General features: G+C 61.6%; 17 protein-coding genes and 1 pseudogene. 8 read left to right on the top strand and 10 right to left on the bottom strand.

Going from position 1 to position 18,418, the window contains the following annotated elements:
• Positions 1-111: 111 nt before the first annotated feature.
• Both ACM5SV_RS01140 and ACM5SV_RS01135 read left to right on the top strand, forming a co-directional pair.
• Positions 112-780, top strand: a complete 669-nt coding sequence (locus ACM5SV_RS01140; protein WP_003562839.1) for a response regulator — start codon at positions 112-114, stop codon at positions 778-780.
• Positions 770-2,173 carry a sensor histidine kinase gene (locus ACM5SV_RS01135; RefSeq protein ID WP_221962721.1) on the top strand — a complete coding sequence of 468 codons (1,404 nt, stop codon included), beginning with the start codon at positions 770-772 and terminating at the stop codon, positions 2,171-2,173. Before ACM5SV_RS01140 ends, ACM5SV_RS01135 begins: the two co-directional genes overlap by 11 nt.
• 80 nt (positions 2,174-2,253) lie before the next feature.
• On the opposite strand, the gene ACM5SV_RS01130 is transcribed toward ACM5SV_RS01135, so the two are convergent.
• The 4 genes from ACM5SV_RS01130 to ACM5SV_RS01115 all read right to left on the bottom strand — a co-directional run bounded on the left by ACM5SV_RS01130 (position 2,254) and on the right by ACM5SV_RS01115 (position 6,141).
• Positions 2,254-3,135 carry an ABC transporter permease gene (locus ACM5SV_RS01130; RefSeq protein ID WP_012755422.1) on the bottom strand — a complete coding sequence of 294 codons (882 nt, stop codon included), beginning with the start codon at positions 3,133-3,135 and terminating at the stop codon, positions 2,254-2,256.
• Positions 3,136-3,146: 11 nt separating this feature from the next.
• Positions 3,147-3,965, bottom strand: coding sequence for an ABC transporter ATP-binding protein (locus ACM5SV_RS01125; protein WP_026157598.1), 819 nt, complete (start codon positions 3,963-3,965; stop codon positions 3,147-3,149).
• A 96-nt stretch (positions 3,966-4,061) separates the two neighbouring features.
• A complete protein-coding gene (locus ACM5SV_RS01120; protein WP_012755424.1) occupies positions 4,062-5,075 on the bottom strand; it encodes an ABC transporter substrate-binding protein in 1,014 nt (337 codons plus the stop codon).
• A 337-nt stretch (positions 5,076-5,412) separates the two neighbouring features.
• Positions 5,413-6,141 carry a FadR/GntR family transcriptional regulator gene (locus tag ACM5SV_RS01115; protein ID WP_206615938.1) on the bottom strand — a complete coding sequence of 243 codons (729 nt, stop codon included), beginning with the start codon at positions 6,139-6,141 and terminating at the stop codon, positions 5,413-5,415.
• Positions 6,142-6,444: 303 nt separating this feature from the next.
• Between ACM5SV_RS01115 and ACM5SV_RS01110 the strand changes: the two genes are divergently transcribed.
• Both ACM5SV_RS01110 and ACM5SV_RS01105 read left to right on the top strand, forming a co-directional pair.
• A complete protein-coding gene (locus tag ACM5SV_RS01110) occupies positions 6,445-6,705 on the top strand; it encodes a CopG family ribbon-helix-helix protein (protein WP_012755426.1) in 261 nt (86 codons plus the stop codon).
• Positions 6,705-6,980, top strand: a complete 276-nt coding sequence (locus ACM5SV_RS01105) for a type II toxin-antitoxin system RelE/ParE family toxin (protein WP_012755427.1) — start codon at positions 6,705-6,707, stop codon at positions 6,978-6,980. Before ACM5SV_RS01110 ends, ACM5SV_RS01105 begins: the two co-directional genes overlap by 1 nt.
• 6 nt (positions 6,981-6,986) lie before the next feature.
• Here ACM5SV_RS01105 and ACM5SV_RS01100 read toward each other — a convergent pair.
• Positions 6,987-7,565: pseudogene (locus tag ACM5SV_RS01100) on the bottom strand (substrate-binding domain-containing protein); the annotation flags it as partial.
• Positions 7,566-7,675: 110 nt separating this feature from the next.
• On the opposite strand from ACM5SV_RS01100, the gene ACM5SV_RS01095 reads away from it, so the two are divergent.
• Complete coding sequence (locus tag ACM5SV_RS01095) at positions 7,676-8,605, top strand: substrate-binding domain-containing protein (RefSeq protein ID WP_012755429.1); 930 nt, start codon at positions 7,676-7,678, stop codon at positions 8,603-8,605.
• Between the two features lie 16 nt (positions 8,606-8,621).
• A complete protein-coding gene (locus ACM5SV_RS01090) occupies positions 8,622-10,766 on the top strand; it encodes a methyl-accepting chemotaxis protein (protein ID WP_012755430.1) in 2,145 nt (714 codons plus the stop codon).
• Positions 10,767-10,841: 75 nt separating this feature from the next.
• On the opposite strand, the gene ACM5SV_RS01085 is transcribed toward ACM5SV_RS01090, so the two are convergent.
• Positions 10,842-12,104: a DUF3422 domain-containing protein gene (locus ACM5SV_RS01085; RefSeq protein WP_128406869.1), complete on the bottom strand. Its 1,263-nt coding sequence runs from the start codon at positions 12,102-12,104 to the stop codon at positions 10,842-10,844.
• On the opposite strand from ACM5SV_RS01085, the gene ACM5SV_RS01080 reads away from it, so the two are divergent.
• Positions 12,103-12,318: a hypothetical protein gene (locus ACM5SV_RS01080; RefSeq protein ID WP_128406870.1), complete on the top strand. Its 216-nt coding sequence runs from the start codon at positions 12,103-12,105 to the stop codon at positions 12,316-12,318. The genes ACM5SV_RS01085 and ACM5SV_RS01080 overlap by 2 nt on opposite strands.
• 8 nt (positions 12,319-12,326) lie before the next feature.
• Here the strand turns inward: ACM5SV_RS01080 and ACM5SV_RS01075 are convergent, their stop codons facing one another.
• The 3 genes from ACM5SV_RS01075 to ACM5SV_RS01065 form a co-directional block, all read right to left on the bottom strand.
• Positions 12,327-13,784 (bottom strand): MFS transporter, encoded by a 1,458-nt coding sequence (locus ACM5SV_RS01075; protein WP_419424912.1) that lies wholly within the window; start codon positions 13,782-13,784, stop codon positions 12,327-12,329.
• Positions 13,785-13,847: 63 nt separating this feature from the next.
• Complete coding sequence (locus ACM5SV_RS01070) at positions 13,848-14,693, bottom strand: alpha/beta fold hydrolase (protein WP_419424911.1); 846 nt, start codon at positions 14,691-14,693, stop codon at positions 13,848-13,850.
• A gap of 4 nt (positions 14,694-14,697) precedes the next feature.
• Positions 14,698-15,858, bottom strand: a complete 1,161-nt coding sequence (locus ACM5SV_RS01065; protein ID WP_419424910.1) for an FAD-dependent monooxygenase — start codon at positions 15,856-15,858, stop codon at positions 14,698-14,700.
• A gap of 114 nt (positions 15,859-15,972) precedes the next feature.
• On the opposite strand from ACM5SV_RS01065, the gene ACM5SV_RS01060 reads away from it, so the two are divergent.
• Positions 15,973-16,896, top strand: a complete 924-nt coding sequence (locus ACM5SV_RS01060; RefSeq protein ID WP_012755435.1) for a LysR family transcriptional regulator — start codon at positions 15,973-15,975, stop codon at positions 16,894-16,896.
• A 4-nt stretch (positions 16,897-16,900) separates the two neighbouring features.
• Here the strand turns inward: ACM5SV_RS01060 and ACM5SV_RS01055 are convergent, their stop codons facing one another.
• A complete protein-coding gene (locus ACM5SV_RS01055) occupies positions 16,901-18,262 on the bottom strand; it encodes an MFS transporter (protein WP_017996352.1) in 1,362 nt (453 codons plus the stop codon).
• Between the last annotated feature and the right edge of the window lie 156 nt (positions 18,263-18,418).

Here is an 18,418-nt window from a genome sequence, read left to right as displayed (position 1 = left end):
AATGCGCGCGCCGGACAAATAACGGACAATTCGCGCCATGGACGCCAGGCCTCGGCGGAGGAAATCGGGTCACGCTTCCGCCAGACCGTCCGCACATGCTAAGGAGGTCGGATGAGACTGCTTGTGGTGGAGGACAACAAGGATCTGGCGGCCTGGCTGGGCAAAGCCCTGCGACAGGCGCAATATGCTATCGACATTGCCCATGACGGCGAGGACGCCGAGCATTTGCTCAAGGTGGCTGAGTATTCGGCGATGATCCTCGATCTTGCTCTGCCCAAACTTGACGGGTTAACGCTTTTAAAGCGATTGCGGCAGTCCGGGAGCAAGCTGCCGGTCATCATCTTGACCGCGAATGCCAGCCTGGACGGCCGTGTGGCGGGGCTCGACAGCGGCGCCGACGACTATCTCGCCAAGCCCTTCGAAATCGCCGAGCTCGAAGCGAGGATCCGTGCGGTGGTCCGCCGCGGCCAGGATCGGGCTTCGTCGGAAATCACCGTCGGCAACCTGCTTTTTTCCGGTGGGACGCGGCAGTTTTTCGTCGCAGGCGAGCCGCTGCAATTGACGCCGCGCGAATATGCCGTTCTCGAGCAGCTCGTCATGAAGCATGGCATCACGGTTTCGAAAGCCGCGCTTTCTGAAAGCGTCTTCGGTTTCGACGACGAGGCGGATGCGAGCGCCATCGAAATCTACGTCCACAGGCTGCGAAAGAAACTGGAGAGCAGTTCGGTTCAGATTGCGACGTTGCGCGGGCTCGGTTATCTCCTCCGACATGTCCAGTAGCCTAGTTACAAAGGTCGGCGCGGCGATCGCGCGGCTCAGCCACAGCTTGAGGGTACAATTGCTCTGCTGGGTGCTGATGACCCTGTTCGGCGCGATCGGCTTCAATCTTTACGACAGCTTCTGGACGGCGGATGCGACGGCAAAGCTGGTGACGGATCGAACACTTCTGGCCTCGGCCCGCGTCATTGCCGAGGCCGTCCGCGTCGACGAGGGCGGCAATGTCCAGGTGGACGTGCCGCCTTCCGCGCTGGAGATGTTTGATACAGGCTTCGGCGACCGGGTATCTTACCAGGTGATCACCGCGTGGGGCAGTCTGGTCAGCGGCTTTCCCGACTTGCCGTTGCCGGCCGTCCAGCGGGCAGGCGCCGATCGCGCGTTCCATGGTGCCGATGTGCGTGTCATGATGCTCGACCATCCTGTCGTCGGCCTGCCCGATGACGGCACGATCTCCGTGACCGTCGCCGTTACGCATAACAGCCAGTATGCGATGCGACGGCAATTGTGGCTTTCGGACTTTTCGAAGCAGTTCGTGCTCGTCTTCGTCGCGAGCCTGGTGACCATCCTCGGGCTTCAACGGGGTCTGGCGCCCGCTCTGAGACTGCGGGACGCCGTGCGCCAGCGCGGCCGCCATCGTCTTGATCCGCTGCCGCCGGAAATGGTGCAGAGCGAACTGCAGCCGCTCGTCCATGCCCTGAACGACCATATGGAGCGCGTCCAGAACCAGATGGCCGCGCAGCGACGGTTCGTATCGAATGCCGCGCATCAGCTCCGAACGCCGCTCGCGCTGATTTCGACGCAGGCGAGCGTGGCGGCCCGGGAAGCTGATCCGGCTCGCCGTGACGAGGCGCTTGTCGCCCTTCGCACCAGCACGAAGCAGATTTCGCGTCTCGCCAGCCAGCTTCTTACCTTGTCGCGGGCCGAGCCCGGAAGCCGGCGCCCGCGCAGCGATGCGACAGACCTCAGCAAGGCTGCCCGCGAGATCCTGGAAGCGCATGCCGAAGAGGCGCTCAGGCGCAACATCGACGTCGGTCTGGAAGCGGTCCGCCCGGTCATTGTCGACGGCGACGCGACGATGTTGCGCGAGATGTTGGTCAACCTCATAGACAACGCGATCCGCTATACCCGCCCGAATGGACGGGTGACCGTCGCCGTCGGGCAGGCGGACGGCAATGCCGTCGTGACCGTCGAGGACAACGGGCCGGGTATTCCGAGCGGGGAGCGCGAGCAGGTTTTCGAACGGTTCTACCGGATCATGGGGACCGAAGCTGAGGGGAGCGGTCTGGGGTTGTCGATCGTTCGGGAGGTTGTCGAAGGTGCAGGAGGTTCAGTCTCGCTCGATGATGCGGAAGGCGGCGGCGGGCTCATCGTGACGGTACGGCTTCCGCTCGCTTAAACTCGAGCGCGTCAAATGAAGAAGGCCGGGCATGGCACCCGGCCTTCTTCTCTATCTGCCTTGGGAGGAGGCCGATTTGATCACTGGGTATCGAGGTGCTGTTGCGGACGCCATTTCGCCAGACGGTTCTCGATCAATGTCATGATGTATTCGGCAAAAAGCGTGACGACCATGACCAGGAGGATTGCCGCGAACATGCCGGCGGCATCGAACGTACCCTTGGCGATCGAGATGAGCTGACCAATCCCGAAGCGGGCGCCGACGAATTCGCCGACGATCGCGCCGATGATCGCGAAACCGAAGGACACATGCAGACTGGCGAAGATCCAGCTCATCGCCGAGGGAATGATCACCGTGCGGGTGACCTGCCAGTCCGAGGCGCCGAGGATGCGGGCATTGGCGATCATATTACGGTCGGCCTCGCGCACGCCTTGGAAGGCGTTTGCGAATACCACGAAGAATACCATGATGAAGGCGAGAGCAACCTTGGAGGGCAGGCCGAGACCCATGATCATGATGAAGATGGGGGCGAGAACGACGCGCGGTATCGAGTTGATCGCCTTGATATAAACGGAGAAAATGTCCGACAGGAAGCGGTTGCGGCCAAGACCGATGCCGACGACGACGCCGGTGATCGAACCCGCGAAGAATCCGATCAAGGCCTCCTCCATCGTCACCCATAGATTATACCAGAGCGAACCTTCCGTGGTGCCTTCGGTTGCCCATTCGTAGAGGCGCTGAACGACGCCGCTCGGGCTCGAATAGAAGAACGGATCGATCCACTGCATGTTGGAAGACAGTTCCCACATGCCGATCACGAAGACCAGGATGGCGATCTGCCAGAAGCGCACCAGCGTCTTGCGCTGGCGCATCGCCTTCAGCGCCGACGCCTCGATTTCCGTGTCCGACGTGCCGGGCCGAAACATGGTGGCCGAACCGGCCTCAAGAGTGGTGTGTGCCATGATATCCTCCCTCAGGCCGCTTCGCTCGCGCGGCGGTAGCTGGTCTCGACCTCTTCGCGGAGGTCCTCCCAGATCGTCTTGCAGTAGTCGATGAAGTTCTGCTCGTAGCGGATTTCCGACACGACGCGCGGACGGGGGAGATCGATCGTGTAGACCGACTTGACCGTCGCGGGGCCGGCGGTCAGGACATAGACCTTGTCGGCAAGGGCGACAGCTTCTTCGAGGTCGTGGGTGACGAACACCACCGAGGCCTTGCGCTCGGCCCACAGTTTCAAGAGCTCTTCGTGCATGACGGTGCGGGTCTGCACGTCGAGAGCCGAAAACGGCTCGTCCATCAGCAGGATTTCCGGCTCGTTGATGAAGGTCTGTGCCAGCGAGACGCGTTTGCGCATGCCGCCTGACAGCTGGTGGGGATAATGATGGAGAAACTTCGAAAGGCCGACACGGGCGAGCCAGTCGCGTGCGCTCTTTTCTGCCTCGGCGCGCGACTTGCCTCGAAACAGCGGACCGGCCATGACGTTGTCGATGACGTTCTTCCAGGGAAAGAGCGCGTCGGTCTGGAATGCGAAGCCGACACGCGGGTCAATGCCGGTGATCGGGCCGCCCATCAGCCGGACTTCACCGGCGCTGGGGCGGGCGAGACCCGTCACAAGATTGAGCGTCGTCGATTTACCACATCCGGTGGGGCCGACGACGGCTACGAACTCTCCGCGGGCGACCGTCATGTTGAAATCGCGCAAGGCCGTCAGGGACTTGCCGGTCGGCGAGACGAAGCGGCGGCTGACGTTGATCAGCTCGATCGCCGGGATCTCGTTCTTGTCATGTTGCATGATGATACCTGAGGCGTGCTTTGGGCGCGTGCACGCAATGCCCATGGATCGATCGGGAGGGTCGCTTCCGGTTGGGACCGGAAGCGACGCGACGCCTTACTTGACGTTCTTGACGAATTCCGTCGTGTAGGTCTTGGCAAGGTCGATCTGCTTGCCCTTGACGTTCTTGGAGAACTCAGAGAGCACGGCAAGCACGGTTTTCGGACCGTCTTCCGGCATGACGCCATCCGGTGTGAACATGCCCTTGCCCTCGTCGAGAGCCTTGATGTAGCCGTCCTTGTCGCCGACGTAGAAGTCCTTCGGCATCTTGTCCGCGATCTCGGCGGCTGAATGCGTGTTGATGTAGCGCAGCGTCTTGACGAAGGCGTTGGCGAGCTTCTGTGCCTCTTCCTTGTGCGCGTCGACCCAGGAGGTTTCCAGGTAGAGCGAGGCGGCCGGATAGGTGCCGCCGAGCGCCTGACGGGTCGCCTCGACCGTGCGCATATCGACGAGCACGCTCGCCTCGCCGGTCTTGATCATGCGCGAAATCGTCGGCTCGGTCGTCATGCCGGCCTGGATCTGATCCTGTTGCATGGCGGCGATGAAGGTGCCGCCGGCGCCGACTGGAATTGTCACGACATCACCGGGCTTGAGGCCGGCCTTCGAGGCCATGAAGAGGGTCAGGAAATTGGTGGACGAGCCGAGACCGGTGACGCCGAGGCTCTTGCCCTTGAAATCGGCCGGCGACTTGATGTCAGGATACTTGCTCGAGACCATCTCGACCTCGCCCGGCGCCTGGCTGAACTGGACGATGGATTCGACGAATTTGCCTTTGGCCTGCAGATCCACGCAATGGTCGTAGAAGCCGACGACACCCTGGACGGCGCCCGCCAGAAGCTGGTTTTCGGCATCGACGCCGGCAGCTTCGTTCAGCAGCTCCACGTCGAGACCCTCGTCCTTGAAGTATCCGAGCGATTCGGCAAGCTTGGCGGGCAGATAGATCTGCTTCTCATAACCGCCGACCATGATGGTGATCTTGTCGGTCGCATGTGCGGCGCTGGTAGTGAAAGATGCTGCGGCGAGAAGCGTCGAAAAAGCGACGGTGTGAAAAAGGCTGCGTGAAGAACGCATGGAAATCTCCTCCTGTGTTTGGCTGGCATCGTCGTCTCGCCACCTTGACCGTGTCTCCTCCACGATGCCGCTCCTTCCTATGACGTCGAAGCTTTCAACTAGCTTTCAGTCGCGGACGGGCAGGCAGCCCGTCCCATCCCGCCCATGCACCACCCGTCGCAGAGCGCGGGAGCAATGAGCGCGCCTGCATTTCTTAAGCCGGATGCGCTGTCCCTTCCATCGGCAGCGTTCAGCCTTTTCGGTAGCCGCTCCAACATGAAAATCGTGAGACGACTTGTCCGCGGCCGTCATGGTCATCTGATGATCGGCTGGAACGTGTGAGCTCTTGGATCAGATGTCAGCTCGTAAAGCTTCGCAGATCTCTCAGCAGGTTGCGATACCTGGCCTGGCTGCCGACCAGATGCTCGCGCATGGCGTTGCGGGCGGCCTCATCGTCTCTGTCCGAGATGGCGACGACGATTGCCTCGTGCTCCCTGTGGATCAGCTTTCGATAGGCCGTCTGTTCGGCCGTCCTCGTTTCCGGAACGAGTCTCGACTGCGGGATGATCGCCGAACCCTGGGACTCCAGGAACTGCCTGAACAGCGGATTGTTCGTGGCTTCGGCGATTGCGGCATGGAGCTCCAGATCCGCATCGCGAATGGATTGGTCGCTCTCGATGCATTGGAGGATTTTCCGATGACATTCGAATATCGCCTCCTCCTGCGCAGGCGAGCGGCGCAAGGCTGCGAGGCCTGCCGCCTCGATTTCGACAGGTGTTCTGATCTCAAGTACCTCAAGATCGGAGGCGACGCGGGCTTTGTCGACTTTCCGCGCGGAGAGCGCCGGATCAGCGCCGAGTACGAAAATCCCAGCCCCCTGGCGCACCTCGACAAGTCCGTCGGAGCGAAGTGCGGCCACGGCCTCGCGCACGACCGTCCGGCTGACGCCATGTGTTTCGGTCAACTCATGTTCACTCGGAAGCTTGTCGCCGACGGAATACTGGCCGCTCAATATGGCTTGCCGGAGGCTTTCGCCGACCTGTGTGACCAGCGACCCGGAGCCTTTGCTGCGATCCTTCATCTGCATAGCCACGCCTGACCCCGCCTCGGCTCTGATCCGAATGCCGCCCAAACTCACGGCACCCGAAATTTGCGATTCATCACACATGTATGACAAATTTGATGGTCTTTCAATGGACGAGCGGCGCCTGCGCTTTGTTCCTTGACTGTTTTTGCGATCCGACGAAAATTCGGCACTGCGCTTTCTCTCAAAACTCTCGATGCTGCGTTAGCTTACTGCCATGCCGCGACTTTACTTCGCCATGTACATGCGACTGGATATAATCAAAATTAATCGCTACGATTAGAAATGATTGACGAGGAGTTTTCGATGGAGACCAAGGTTCTGACTGCTCATGTTCCGCTACCGCTTGCGCAAAAGGTCGATCAACTCGCGTCGCGGCTCGAACGTTCGCGTGGCTGGATCGTCAAGCAGGCTCTCATGGCATGGATCGACCAGGAGGAGGAGCGCCGGCGTTTGACGCTCGAGGCGTTGGCCGACGTCGATGATGGTAACGTTATCGAGCACCAGTCTGTTCAAGCCTGGGCCGATAGCCTCGATAGCGACGAGCCGATCTCTTTGCCTCGGTGATGGAGATCAAGTGGACGAGCAAAGCGGTCTCGGACGTCTCCCGCTTGTACGACTTTCTCACTCCGGTCGACCGGCAAGCGGCGGTCCGAACCGTGCGGGCACTGACGGCAGCGCCTGCACGGCTGCTTGAGCAGCCGCGCCTCGGCGAGCGGCTCGAGGAGTTCGATCCTCGAGAGGTCCGCCGTATTCTCGTCGGCCGTTACGAGCTGCGCTATGAAATCCAGCAGTCGATGATCTATGTCTTGCGCCTTTGGCATACGCGTGAGGACAGGTAGAAGCACTCACAACCGCCTGGTCGACTCCCCGCGGACGAATCTCGGCGTCAGGATGAAGTCTTGCGGCGGTGCTGCGGCGCCCTCCGGGCTTGCTATTCTTGCCAGCAGACGCTGTGCCGCCAGCTCGCCGAGCTTCTGCGCATCCTGCACCACCATGGTGATGCGAGGCGTGATGACATTGCTCCAGGGCACGTCGTCGACCATCGCCAGCGACACGTCGTCAGGGCAGCGGAAACCCATCTCCTGCATCACCTGCAGCGCTGCGAGGCCCGTCATGTTGTTGGCGCCGATGATGGCGGTCGGTCGGTCGCGGCGGGTCAAGAGGCGCATCGCCTGCGCATGGCCGCCGGTTCTGGTGTAGCCGCCTTCGACGACCAGCGAAGGATCGATGTCCACACCGGCGCCGGCCATCGTGTTCATGAAACCATTCAGACGCTCGTCGGCAGTGTGCAGGCCGCTCGGCCCGGAGATGAAGCCGATCCGTCTGTGGCCGAGCTGCAGCAGATGTCCCGTCAGGATGGTGGTGGTCAGCGGGTTGTCGGAACCGACAAAATCACGCTCGGCGCCTTCCACCTTCTGGTCGAATTGCCACCGCAATCATATCCTGGCGCTTAACCTTTTTCTTCCGGCCGAAAAGTAAAATTTAACCAAAATTTGAAATAACCCTTTCAGATCCGAATTGTGCAGGGGAATTCATGAAAACGGCCACGCTTGCATCCATCGCCTTGGCGATATCGATCTCTGCTGCCCATGCCCAGACGATCGGGGTTTCGATGTCCGGTCTCGACAAATTCAGGACGGCGCTTCTAAACGGCGTTGTCTCGCATGGGCAGACGATATCCGGCCTCAAACTCGTCACCGAGAATGCCAATGGCGACAAGGAGCTCCAGAAGCAGCAGGTGCAGAAGCTCATTGCCGACAAGGTCGACGCGATCATCCTTGCCGTCTCCGATGGCGACCTCGGGCCGCAAATGACCAAGATGGCGGCAGATGCCGGCATTCCACTGGTGTACATCAACAACGTTCCTTCCAACCTGCTGGACCTGCCTGACAATCAGGTGGTGGTCGCCTCCAACGAGAAGGAATCCGGAACGCTGGAGACCAAGCAGGTCTGCGCGCTCCTTAAAGGCAAAGGCCGCGTCGTCGTGCTGATGGGCGAACCATTCCACGCCGCCGCGCGTGCCCGCACCCAGGATATATCAGACGTCATTGCCACCCCGGATTGCAGGGGCCTTCAGATCGTCGAGCGGCAGGCGGCCTATTGGTCGAGCGATTATGCCGACCAGCAGATGCAGGAATGGCTGTCAGCCGGCGTCAAGTTCGACGCGGTCATCGCCAACAATGACGAGATGGCGCTCGGCGCGATCCGGGCCATGAAGAAGGCCGGCATACCGATGAAAAATGTCGTCGTCGCCGGCGTCGACGCGACCGACGACGCGCTCGCAGCGATGGTCGCCGGCGATCTCGACGTGACCATTCTCCAGAGCGCCGTCGGGCAGGGCGCTGCCGCTGTCGACGCTGCCGTCAAGCTGATCCGCAAAGAGAAGGTGCCGCGCGAAAACAACGTTCCCTTCGAACTCGTCACACCTGAGAACATTGCCACCTATCTGCCGAAGAGCCAGTGAGCATAAGAGGATTATGATGTTGCATTTCTGGAATAAATTCGGCATTCGCGCACAGATCACCTCCGGCTTCGTGCCGCTGATCCTGTTGATGAGCCTGCTCACGGTCAGCGCGATCTCCGGCATGAACGGGCTCGCCTCGATCTTCTCTTCCTATCGCGCCACGGCCGGCCAAAGTCTCGCCATCTCGGACTACAGCGACCAGCTGAACGAGATTCAGATGTCGGCGGAAGCCTTCCGCTCCACGCCGACGCAGGATGTCGTCGATCGCTTCCGCGCCGGCGTGAAAGCGTTCGACGCCGACGACCCGCGTTTTGCCGGCAACAAGGACCTGCAGTCCGGCCTTGCGGCGATCCGCCAGGACATCGCCACCTATGGCAAGGCTTTCGAACAGATCGTCGCGCTGCAGGCCAGGCGTGATGCCTTGATCTCCAAGGTCACCGAATTCGGCCCCTGGACCAGTATTGCGCTCAACGATGTCGTGCGCAGCGCCTGGCGCCAGAACGATGTGGCCCTGCTGCAGATGACCGCGGCGACACTGGAGGCCTTGAACCGCAGCCTTTATTTCTCCGAACGCTTCGTGCACTCCGATGATTTTGCAGCCTATGACACGGCGCAGGCAGCACTGGCCGAAGCGGTCGCGCTCAACGAAGCGGCTGCGAAAGCCGCAAAGAACGAGCTGCAGAAGAAGCGCCTGATGGGCGCCGGCCAGCTGATGCAGAATTACACCGCCCGTCTCGGCGACATGAAGGACGTGCTGCAGGCCTCGGGCAACATCCGCCAGACGCAGCTCAGCGTGCTCGCGCCGAAAATCTCAGGCGGCTTCAAGGATCTGCAGGCGACGGTAACGGGCGCGCAGAAGACCCTTGATGGTTCGGTGGACGCAACGGTTGCCTCCGCGACCAGCACGACGCTTGTTATCAGCGGGCTGCTGATCGTCATCGGCCTCGTCCTTTCCTATTTCGTCGGCCGGCTGATTTCCTCGGCGGTGCGCAACATGGCGCAGTCCATGGAGCAGCTTGCCCGCGGCGAGGAAGGGATCGTGATAACGGGCGTCGAACATCGCCACGAGCTGGGGGCCATGGCGCGTTCGCTGAAGGTTTTCCAGGAAACGGGGCGCGCCAAGCTGATTGCGGAAGCCAATGCCGACCGCGCCCGCCTGGCGGCCGAAGAAGAGCGGCTCCGCCAGGAGGCCGAGCGGCTCAGCGACGCGCAGGTGATGGAGCATGCCTTCCGCCAGATCTCTGTCGGGCTGGACGCACTCTCGAAGGGCGACCTCACGGTCCGCGTCGGCGAAGTCGACCATCGCTATGTCAGGATCCGGGATCATTTCAACAATTCGGTCGCAAGCCTCGAAGAGGCGGTTGACGCCGTCATTCGCGCGGTCGGCACCATCCGCTCCGGTCTTGCGGAAATCTCCACCGCCTCCAACGATCTCGCCCGCCGCACCGAGCAGCAGGCAGCCTCGCTGGAGGAGACCGTCGCGGCGCTGGGTGAAGTGACCCGCGGCGTCAATGGAACGGCGGAGGGCGCAAGCCGCGCCCAGGGTGTTGTGGCAACCGCCCGCACCAATGCTGAAAAGGGCGGAGAGATCGTTGCTCGCGCCATCGATGCGATGACGGAAATTCAAAATTCGTCGTCCAAGATCGGCAACATCATCAGTGTCATCGACGAGATCGCCTTCCAGACCAACCTGCTGGCGCTGAATGCGGGCGTGGAAGCGGCGCGCGCCGGCGAGGCAGGCAAGGGCTTTGCCGTCGTCGCCCAGGAAGTCCGCGAGCTCGCCCAGCGCTCCGCCAACGCGGCAAGGGAGATCAAACAGCTGATCTCTACATCCTCGGCGCAGGTCAAGACCGGCGTCCAGCTGGTGGGCGAATCCGGCCTTTCGCTCGAACAGATCGTCGAGCAGGTCACCGCCATGAATGCGACCGTGGCCGAGATCGCCGTTGCCGCCCGCGAACAGGCGACAAGCCTGCGCGAGGTCTCGGCTGCCGGCGACCAGATGGACAAGGTGACGCAGCAGAACGCCGCGATGGTCGAAGAGACCACGGCGGCCGCGCAGAGCCTGACACATGAAACCGAAAGCCTTGCCGAACTGCTGCGGCGGTTCAGGACGGGTAGCGGCCGGGCATCGGAACATCGCCACTACGCGATGGCATCCTGACGTCCTGCCGATGCAGGCAAGAAAACGCCGCCGCCGCGAAAGGGCGGCGGTGAGCGGTCATCGGCCGGCGTCGCCTCAATGGCTCTCTGATGCGGGACCGTGAGAGTGGCCGGCAATGCTCTTGCGAACATGGCGAACTGCCGTCCACACGGCGAAGAGCACGAGCGGGATGGCGCCGAGAACGGCGAGCTTTGCGATGTGCGGATCGACGCCCAGTTCGGAGATGCTTTCCAGGCAGATCTTTGCGAGGCCAACGGTGTAATAGGTGATGGCGATGACGGAGAAGCCTTCGACCGCCTGCTGGATATGCACCTGGATGCGCGCCCGCTCTTCCATTGATGTCAGGAGTGAGGCGTTCTGATCTTCGAGCTGAACCTGCACGGTGGTTCTGAGCAGGTCTCCGGCCAGGCTCACACGTTCGGCCAGTTCATCGAGGCGGCGTTCGGCGGCGTGAACCGCACGGACGGCCGGCTGAAAGCGCCGGTCGATGAAGGTGCCGATCCGCTGGCGCTGCTCGACGCGCTCCTCGCGCAGCTCCGACGATCTGCTTGCGACGATCTCGGCATAGGCTTTCGTCGCGCCGAAGCGGTGACGAGCGAGAGCGGAGAAATTGAGCACATCCGACGAGAGCTTGGTGACCTCGGAAAGCAGGGCCTTGTCGACTTTGACCGCACTCTGCATATGCGAGATCAGCAGGTCGAGGCGCCGGTCGAAGACGAAAAGCTTCGACACCGTCTCGCGTGCCATCGGCAACGCCAGCAACGCCATCATCCGGTACGTCTCGATCTCCAGGAAACGCCTGACCATGCGGCCGGTGCGATAGGCGTTGAGATTGCGGTTGAAGAACAGGAATTCGACGAAACCGCTATCGGTCAGCCGGAAGTTCGAATGCACTTCCGCGTCGCCGCCGCCGACTTGTGAAGCGACATAGTCGAGCTTCGGTTTTTCCGGACCTTGCCCGTCCTTGTCGTCCCGCACCAGCACGCGGACGGCTGCGATGATCTTCCCGTCGATCTGACGGCAGCAGGCCTGAAAGGCTTCCGGCGGATTGCTGCCGGGTTCGGCCGATGCGGGAACGACGAAAGTCAGGGTGAGGAACTCGGTATGCGCCTCCCACTTCAGCCGGCCGTCGCCGATGCGGCCGATGCCGTGGTTGCCCTCGCGGGTCGTGGAGACATCTTCTAGTCCCGGCAGGGAAGTTGGTATCTGAGGAGGGGCATTCTCGCCGACGATGGCGACGTGCCACACATCCGTGTCGCCATCGAAGTAAAGCGACGGCCGCGCGTGGAGCTCGTTGTGAAGTTCCCTTCGCAGCGGATGCTCGGAGCCCATCGGCATGGAAATGCACCTCTATACGGTAGACAGTCGCTGGATCGCCGGATGTAAGCGGGTTGCCGGCATGTGTGAGTTGACCATGGCGCCTGCGAGCCGGCGAAGGCTGACAACGCCTATAGCCTCTCCCGAACCGCATGTCACCATAAAGGGCAACGATGTCGGCGGCTTGCGCGACATCGTTGCCCTATTGCTCGATTGTCACCCGCTGAACTGGTGATGCTGACCTTACGATGAGGTTTCTTCCAGTCGACGTCCCCCGGTCTCGATCATTCCGATAGCCGCAACCGCACCGATGGCGGCGACGATCGCGAACATCATGAACACCGAATTGATGCCCTGCGTCCCCATCATATAACCGACCGTGGTCGGCCCGACGGCCGAGGCTATGCGCAGCCATGATGTCGCAAGACCCGTTCCGATAGCGCGCATCCGCGTCGGATAGATCTCCGGCGTGTACAGATACAAAACCGCATTGATCGACCCGACAACGCCATAGGCAAGCGTTGCCAGCACGATCAACGACCAGAGCTGGCCTGCGCCACCGGCAGCCAAAGCGGTCAACAGTGCCGCGCCGACCAGGAAGGATACAATGGCCCAAGTTCTTCGACCGATGCGGTCGATGCAGAAAGCGCAAACCAGAAGGATGGCGACCTGGGCGACATTGGTCATCGACGCCGCCCGAAGAGCGCTTCCGAGCTCGAGCTTGTAGACGGTGTGATAGAGTGTTGGCATCCAGTTGTTGAGGCTGTTGGCGACGAAGAACGAACTCGCCCAAAGGACCCAGGCGATCAACGTCCTGGCGCGGAAGCGTGGAGACAGCAGCTCGCTCCAGCGGCTTCTCGGCTGCCGGGCGACCTGTGCGGGGGCGGGCGCTGCAGCCGGCGCTTCAGGCGCCGATTGCGGCTCCTGTTGATAGTCGAGGTTTGCCTTTCTTGCGCTCGCCTCAGCCTGGCGGATGATCGCTTCCGCTTCGTCCAGGCGTTGCTGGCCGATCAACCAGCGCGGCGATTCCGGCAGCCGATAAAGCAGATAGGCGATGACGAGACCGGGAATGCCGCCGATGAAGAACAGCGATGTCCATCCGAGGATCGGCACGAGCAAGGTCCCAACCTGGCCGGTGATCATCAGCCCGACCGGAAAGATCATCTCATACAGCATGAAATAGCGGCCGCGTCCCTTCGCCCGCAAAAGCTCGCTGATATAGGTGGCGGCGACCGGCATTTCTCCGCCGACACCAATACCCTGAATCAGGCGGCATAGGAAAAGCATCTGAAAATTGCCGGTGAGCGCGCAGGCCAGGCCCATGACCGACATCAGCGCTGTGGCCGCTGCCGCCATGGGTACGCGGCCGAAACTTTCGGCAAGACGGCTGAAGAGCAAGGCGCCGAGCAATTGGCCGATGTAGCTGGCGGCGATCATCCAGCCGATCTGGGCCGGAGAAAGCTCCCATAGCTTGATCAGAATCGGAAGGACGAATGCCAGCGAAAGGGCATCGAAGGCATCGAGAAACGTGGCACTCCCCATGACGATCCGCGCCCGGCGGTGCCATGGTGTAAAGGGAATGGCTTCGAAACGGGCAGTCAGCGCAGCGGCGCGACCGCGGTCGGATGCCGGGGTCGGATCGCGGGCCTCAAGCCCATCTGCGGTCGCGGATGCGGCCAGCGTAATTGTGTTGTCGTGCATTCTATCCTCCCAGATTCAGCACCTTGATGATGGCCGGCGCCTTCGTAGCGCCGGCATTAGGCGTTAGCCGTTGGCCCGCCTGAACAGCGACCGGATCGCATCGGCGATCTGGTCCGGGCATTCGATCGGCGTCAGATGCCGCGCGGCGGGCAAGACGGTGAGGGATGCGCCCGGAATGGCCGCAGCGAGATCTCGGGCCGTCTCGACGGGGGTGGCGTAATCTTCCTCGCCGACGACCACCGAAACGGGAAACCGGAAACCTCCCAGATGCCGGCGCAGATCGGCATCGCCGAGCATGGCGCAGGTCGCGGCATAGGCATCGATATCGTTGGTGGTAAAGACCGACATGGCATGCTGAACCTGCGCCGGATGATCCATCCGGAATCGATCGCCGAACCAGCGCGTTGCCTGAAACTCGGCCATCGATGCCAGCCCTTCGCTGCGAGCCTTTGTCGCCCGGGCCCGCCATTCCGTGGGCGCGTTGGCACCATACCAGGCGGTGGTATCGATCAGCAGCATGGCGCGCACCAGCTCGGGGTGCCGCGCCGCGAAGGTCTGCGCCACGCAACCGCCCATGGAGCAGCCCGCGACGACGACGTCACTCCACCCGAGTTCTCCCATCAGGTCGGCGATATCGTCGCCGAACCGCTCGACATCGTAGGGACCGGTAGGCTTGTCGCTCCTGCCATGGCCACGGCAGTCCATCGTGACGATATCCGCATTCTCCAGCCGCCCGACAACCCGATCCCAGACGCTGGCGTCGAGCGCCAGTGAATGGATCAGAACGACGCGCGGCCCACCCGGCCGTCCACTGCGTCTATAAGCAAGGCCGATACCATCGGACATTCTCGCATAGGCGACGCCGGAAGCCGTCTCGCGCGCATTTGCTGCACTGTTGGACATCGACATTCCCTTATCCGGCATGCGCCATATCGTTTTCGCCCACGAGCGGCACGTTCCACGCATCGTAGCCATAGAGCCAGGACGTGTCTTCGTTGCCCCCCGACATCCAGGTATTGGCGCTCGAAATCGCCTGGATGCGTGAGGTGCGCGGCTTGCGGTTTGCCTCGTAGCGGCGGAACGCGCCTTCGATGTCGTCATTGTCGACGCCGGCAAGGCACCGCGCCAGCACTGCCGCGTCCTCGATCGAGGTCGCAGCTCCTTGCGCCATATAGGGCGTCATCGGGTGGCAGGCGTCGCCGAGAAGCACCACGCGTCCGTCGCTCCAGCGCGCCAGAGGTTCACGTTCGAGGATTGCCCACTTGTGACAGTCCGGGCATGCATTGAGAACCATCTGCACTTCCGGATGGAAGCCTTCATAGGCGGTGCGCAATTCCTTCACGTCGCCCTTGGCGGACCAGGATTCCGAGGTCAGCCAGTCAGCAGGCTCAGGCACGCTGGTGACGAAGTAGAGCGAGCTGCGGTCTGCGGCGGTGTAGTAGATGACGATGTGGCGATCGACACCCCACCACTTCGTTCTGGACGCCTGGATCTCGCCGCCATTCATCAGGCTCGCGTCGAAGACCGCGCGGTAGGCGATCCGGCCCTTGTGGATCGGTTTGTCAGGGCCGACGACGATGTCGCGAACCAGCGAATGCACGCCATCAGCGCCGATCACCGCATCGGCATCCGCCTTCGTGCCGTCGGCGAAAGAGAGCGTCACGCCGCCCTTCGTCTGATCCAGGCCGACGAGCTTCTTGCCGAGGTGAACGATCTCCGGCGGCAGCACGGAATAAAGCGCTTCATGCAGGTCGGCCCGGTGCATGCAGAGAAAGGGCGCGCCGTAAAGGCTTTCCGGCATCGGAAGCTCGCGCTTGATCTCACCGGTATCCCAGACGCGGTTGAGATGAGAATAAGGCTCGAACGCAAGTTTCTGAAGCCTGTCGAGAACGCCGATACCGCGCAGGACGCGCGACGAATTCGGCAGCATCTGGATGCCGGCGCCGATGCGGGCAAATTTCGGTGCCTGCTCGTAGACATTCACGTCGATACCGACCTGGCGAAGGGTCGCCGCGGCGGCGAGACCACCCATGCCGGCACCAACGATCGCGATTTTCGGTTTACTTCCAGCCATGCGATTTTCCTCCCTTGGCAATCAAGATGGCGCTAGTCGTAATCCGGCGTCTATAGTATGTAAAATATTTATATAATCCATGCATGGAACCTTTTAAGTTTATGTTGGAAGCCGATGGAATTGAGACACCTCCGCTATTTCGTGGCCGTCGCAGAAGAGGGGAGCATCTCGCGAGCTGCCGCGCGTCTCAACATCCAGCAGCCGCCGCTTGGTCAGCAGATCCGCGATCTTGAATACGAGCTTGGCCTTTCCCTCTTTGATCGGCATCCGAAGAAGATCGTGCTCAACGCTGCCGGCGCGGTTTTTCTTGCCGACGCCCGCGACATTCTGAAGCGCGCCGGTCAGGCAGTCGAAAATGTCCGCCGCTACCACAAAGGCGAGGCTGGCCAGTTGTCCGTCGGCTTTACGAGTTCCGCGTCGCTGCATGTTCTGGCGCCGAAGCTGCTGCAGCAGTTCCGTCTTTCCTATCCGCTCGTGAAAATCGCCGTCGAAGAAAGCGAGACCTACGAACTCATTCTCGCCTTGCAGGAGGGCCGTATCGATGCAGCGTTGCTGCACATCGACGCAAATCGATTTCCGGATCTGGCGAGCACGGTGCTTTCCGAAGAGGACATGATCGTCGCCATCCCTCTTGGTCATCCCCTTGCGGATGAACGCCTCGGTCCGATCACGCTGAAAATGCTGGAGGGGCAGGACGTGGTCGTTTACCGGCGACCCGACGGCCCAGGCATATTCGAGCGTATCTTGCAGTCCCTCGATCGTGCAGGCGTGACGCCTGCGATCGTCGACGAAGTCTATCGCATCGTCGCAGCGATCAACCTCGTTGCCGGCGGTCGCGGCGTCACGATCGTTCCAACCTCCATGCAGGTCCTCCATCCGGAGGCCATTGCCTATCGCGCGCTCGCTCCCGGCCAACTTTCACCCTTGCCGCTCTGCATCGCTTACCGGCGTGATCTGAAACTCTCCATCGTGCGGAATTTCGTTGCGCTGACGAAGGACATCGCCGCCGTTCCGCCGCATATGCGTGATCGTGCCTGACCGTTCAGAGCAAGCGCCAGGCAGCGAGGCTTCCAAGCAGTTGCGTGCTGCCGCCGACCGACATCGCGACGATGAAGGCCGTTTCTGCTTCTCCCAAAAAGGCGAAGATCGCTCCCAGTAAGGCGACGCCTATCGTCGCCCCGACCATGCGGGCAACATTGATCAGGGCGCTCGCCGTGCCGGCGCGATCGGCCGCCACGGTTGAAACCGCGACCGCCGTCAGAGGCCCCGTCGCCATGCCCATCCCGACCCCGGTCAGCAACAATCCGACCTCTTCGGCAATGAACCAATCGGCCAGAAAGGATGAGCCGAGCAGAAGGTTGCCCAAACCCATCAGCGCCAGTCCCGCCGATATGGTGCGTTTCTTCCCCAGGCGCTCCGAGATCGAACCGGAGAAGGGTGAGATCGCGATGAAGCTGATGGCCATTGGCAGCAGAGACAGCCCGACCTCCACCGAGGCCAGGCGTCGAAGGCTGAGGGAGGCGAGTGGAAAGAGAAAGAGCGTGCCATACATGCCGAACGTCATTGCCGCCGTTCCGGCCATCGCACCGCGAAACTGCCTGCCCGAAAACATCGAGATCGGAACCAGAGCCGTCTGCTCCAGGCGCTTTTCGACGATGATGAAGAGCAGCAGAAGCAGGGCGCCGGCGATGGCCAGGAGGGCCGTCCACAAAGGCGGCAGATGCAATGATTCGATCGCCGTGAGGGTAAGAACGGTGAGGGATGCTATCCCCAGCAACTGACCCGGCATGTCGAAGGACCGGCCTTGCCGATCGGCGCTTTCCGGAACGAAAAACCGTGCCGCCGCCGCCGCGATCAGCGCGATGGGGATGACGACGAAGAAGACGGATCGCCAGCCGAAATCACGGATGAGGAAGCCGCCGAGGCTTGGGCCGATCGCAAGCGACATTCCATTGCAGCCGGCCCAGATCCCGAGCGCTCGGGCACGGACCTTCTCATCCCGGTAGATGACCCGGATCAGCGAAAGCGAAGCGGGCAGCAGGAGGGCGGAGCCGAAGCCGGTCAAGGCTCTCGCGGCGATGAGGATCGCGATGGTCGAGGCGAATGCGCAGCCAAGGCTCGCCAGCGCCAAGACAGCGCAGCCGATCACGAACATCAGACGTCGGCCGTAAAGATCGGCGAACAAGCCGCCGCTGATGAGAAGTGCTGCGTAAACGAGATTGTAGGCGTCGACGACCCATTGCAGCTCGGTGACGGAGGCTTTGAGATCGAGTCCGATTGGCTGAACCGCCAGATTAACGACCGATGTATCGACCTGCGCCACGATCACGCCGAGGCAGAGAATGGCGAGAGAGGCCGGCTTCAACTGTGCGTAAGCCCTGGAGTTTTGTTCGATTGAATTCATGACGCTGCCTTTCCATTACAGCGCCGCGCGTCATTTTAGACGCTCAAAGGACGCTGTAACATTTTGAATTGCCGCGATAATTTTATCGCTAAGCCAATTCCGGAAGGAATTATGCAGTAGGAAACGTAACGTCGTTCAGGCCATCGACAATTCGAA

The sequence above is a fragment of the Rhizobium sp. CRRU65 genome (assembly GCF_048551595.1).
GTDB lineage: Bacteria > Pseudomonadota > Alphaproteobacteria > Rhizobiales > Rhizobiaceae > Rhizobium > Rhizobium leguminosarum_J.
This window is presented reverse-complemented; position numbering and strand designations above follow the sequence as displayed.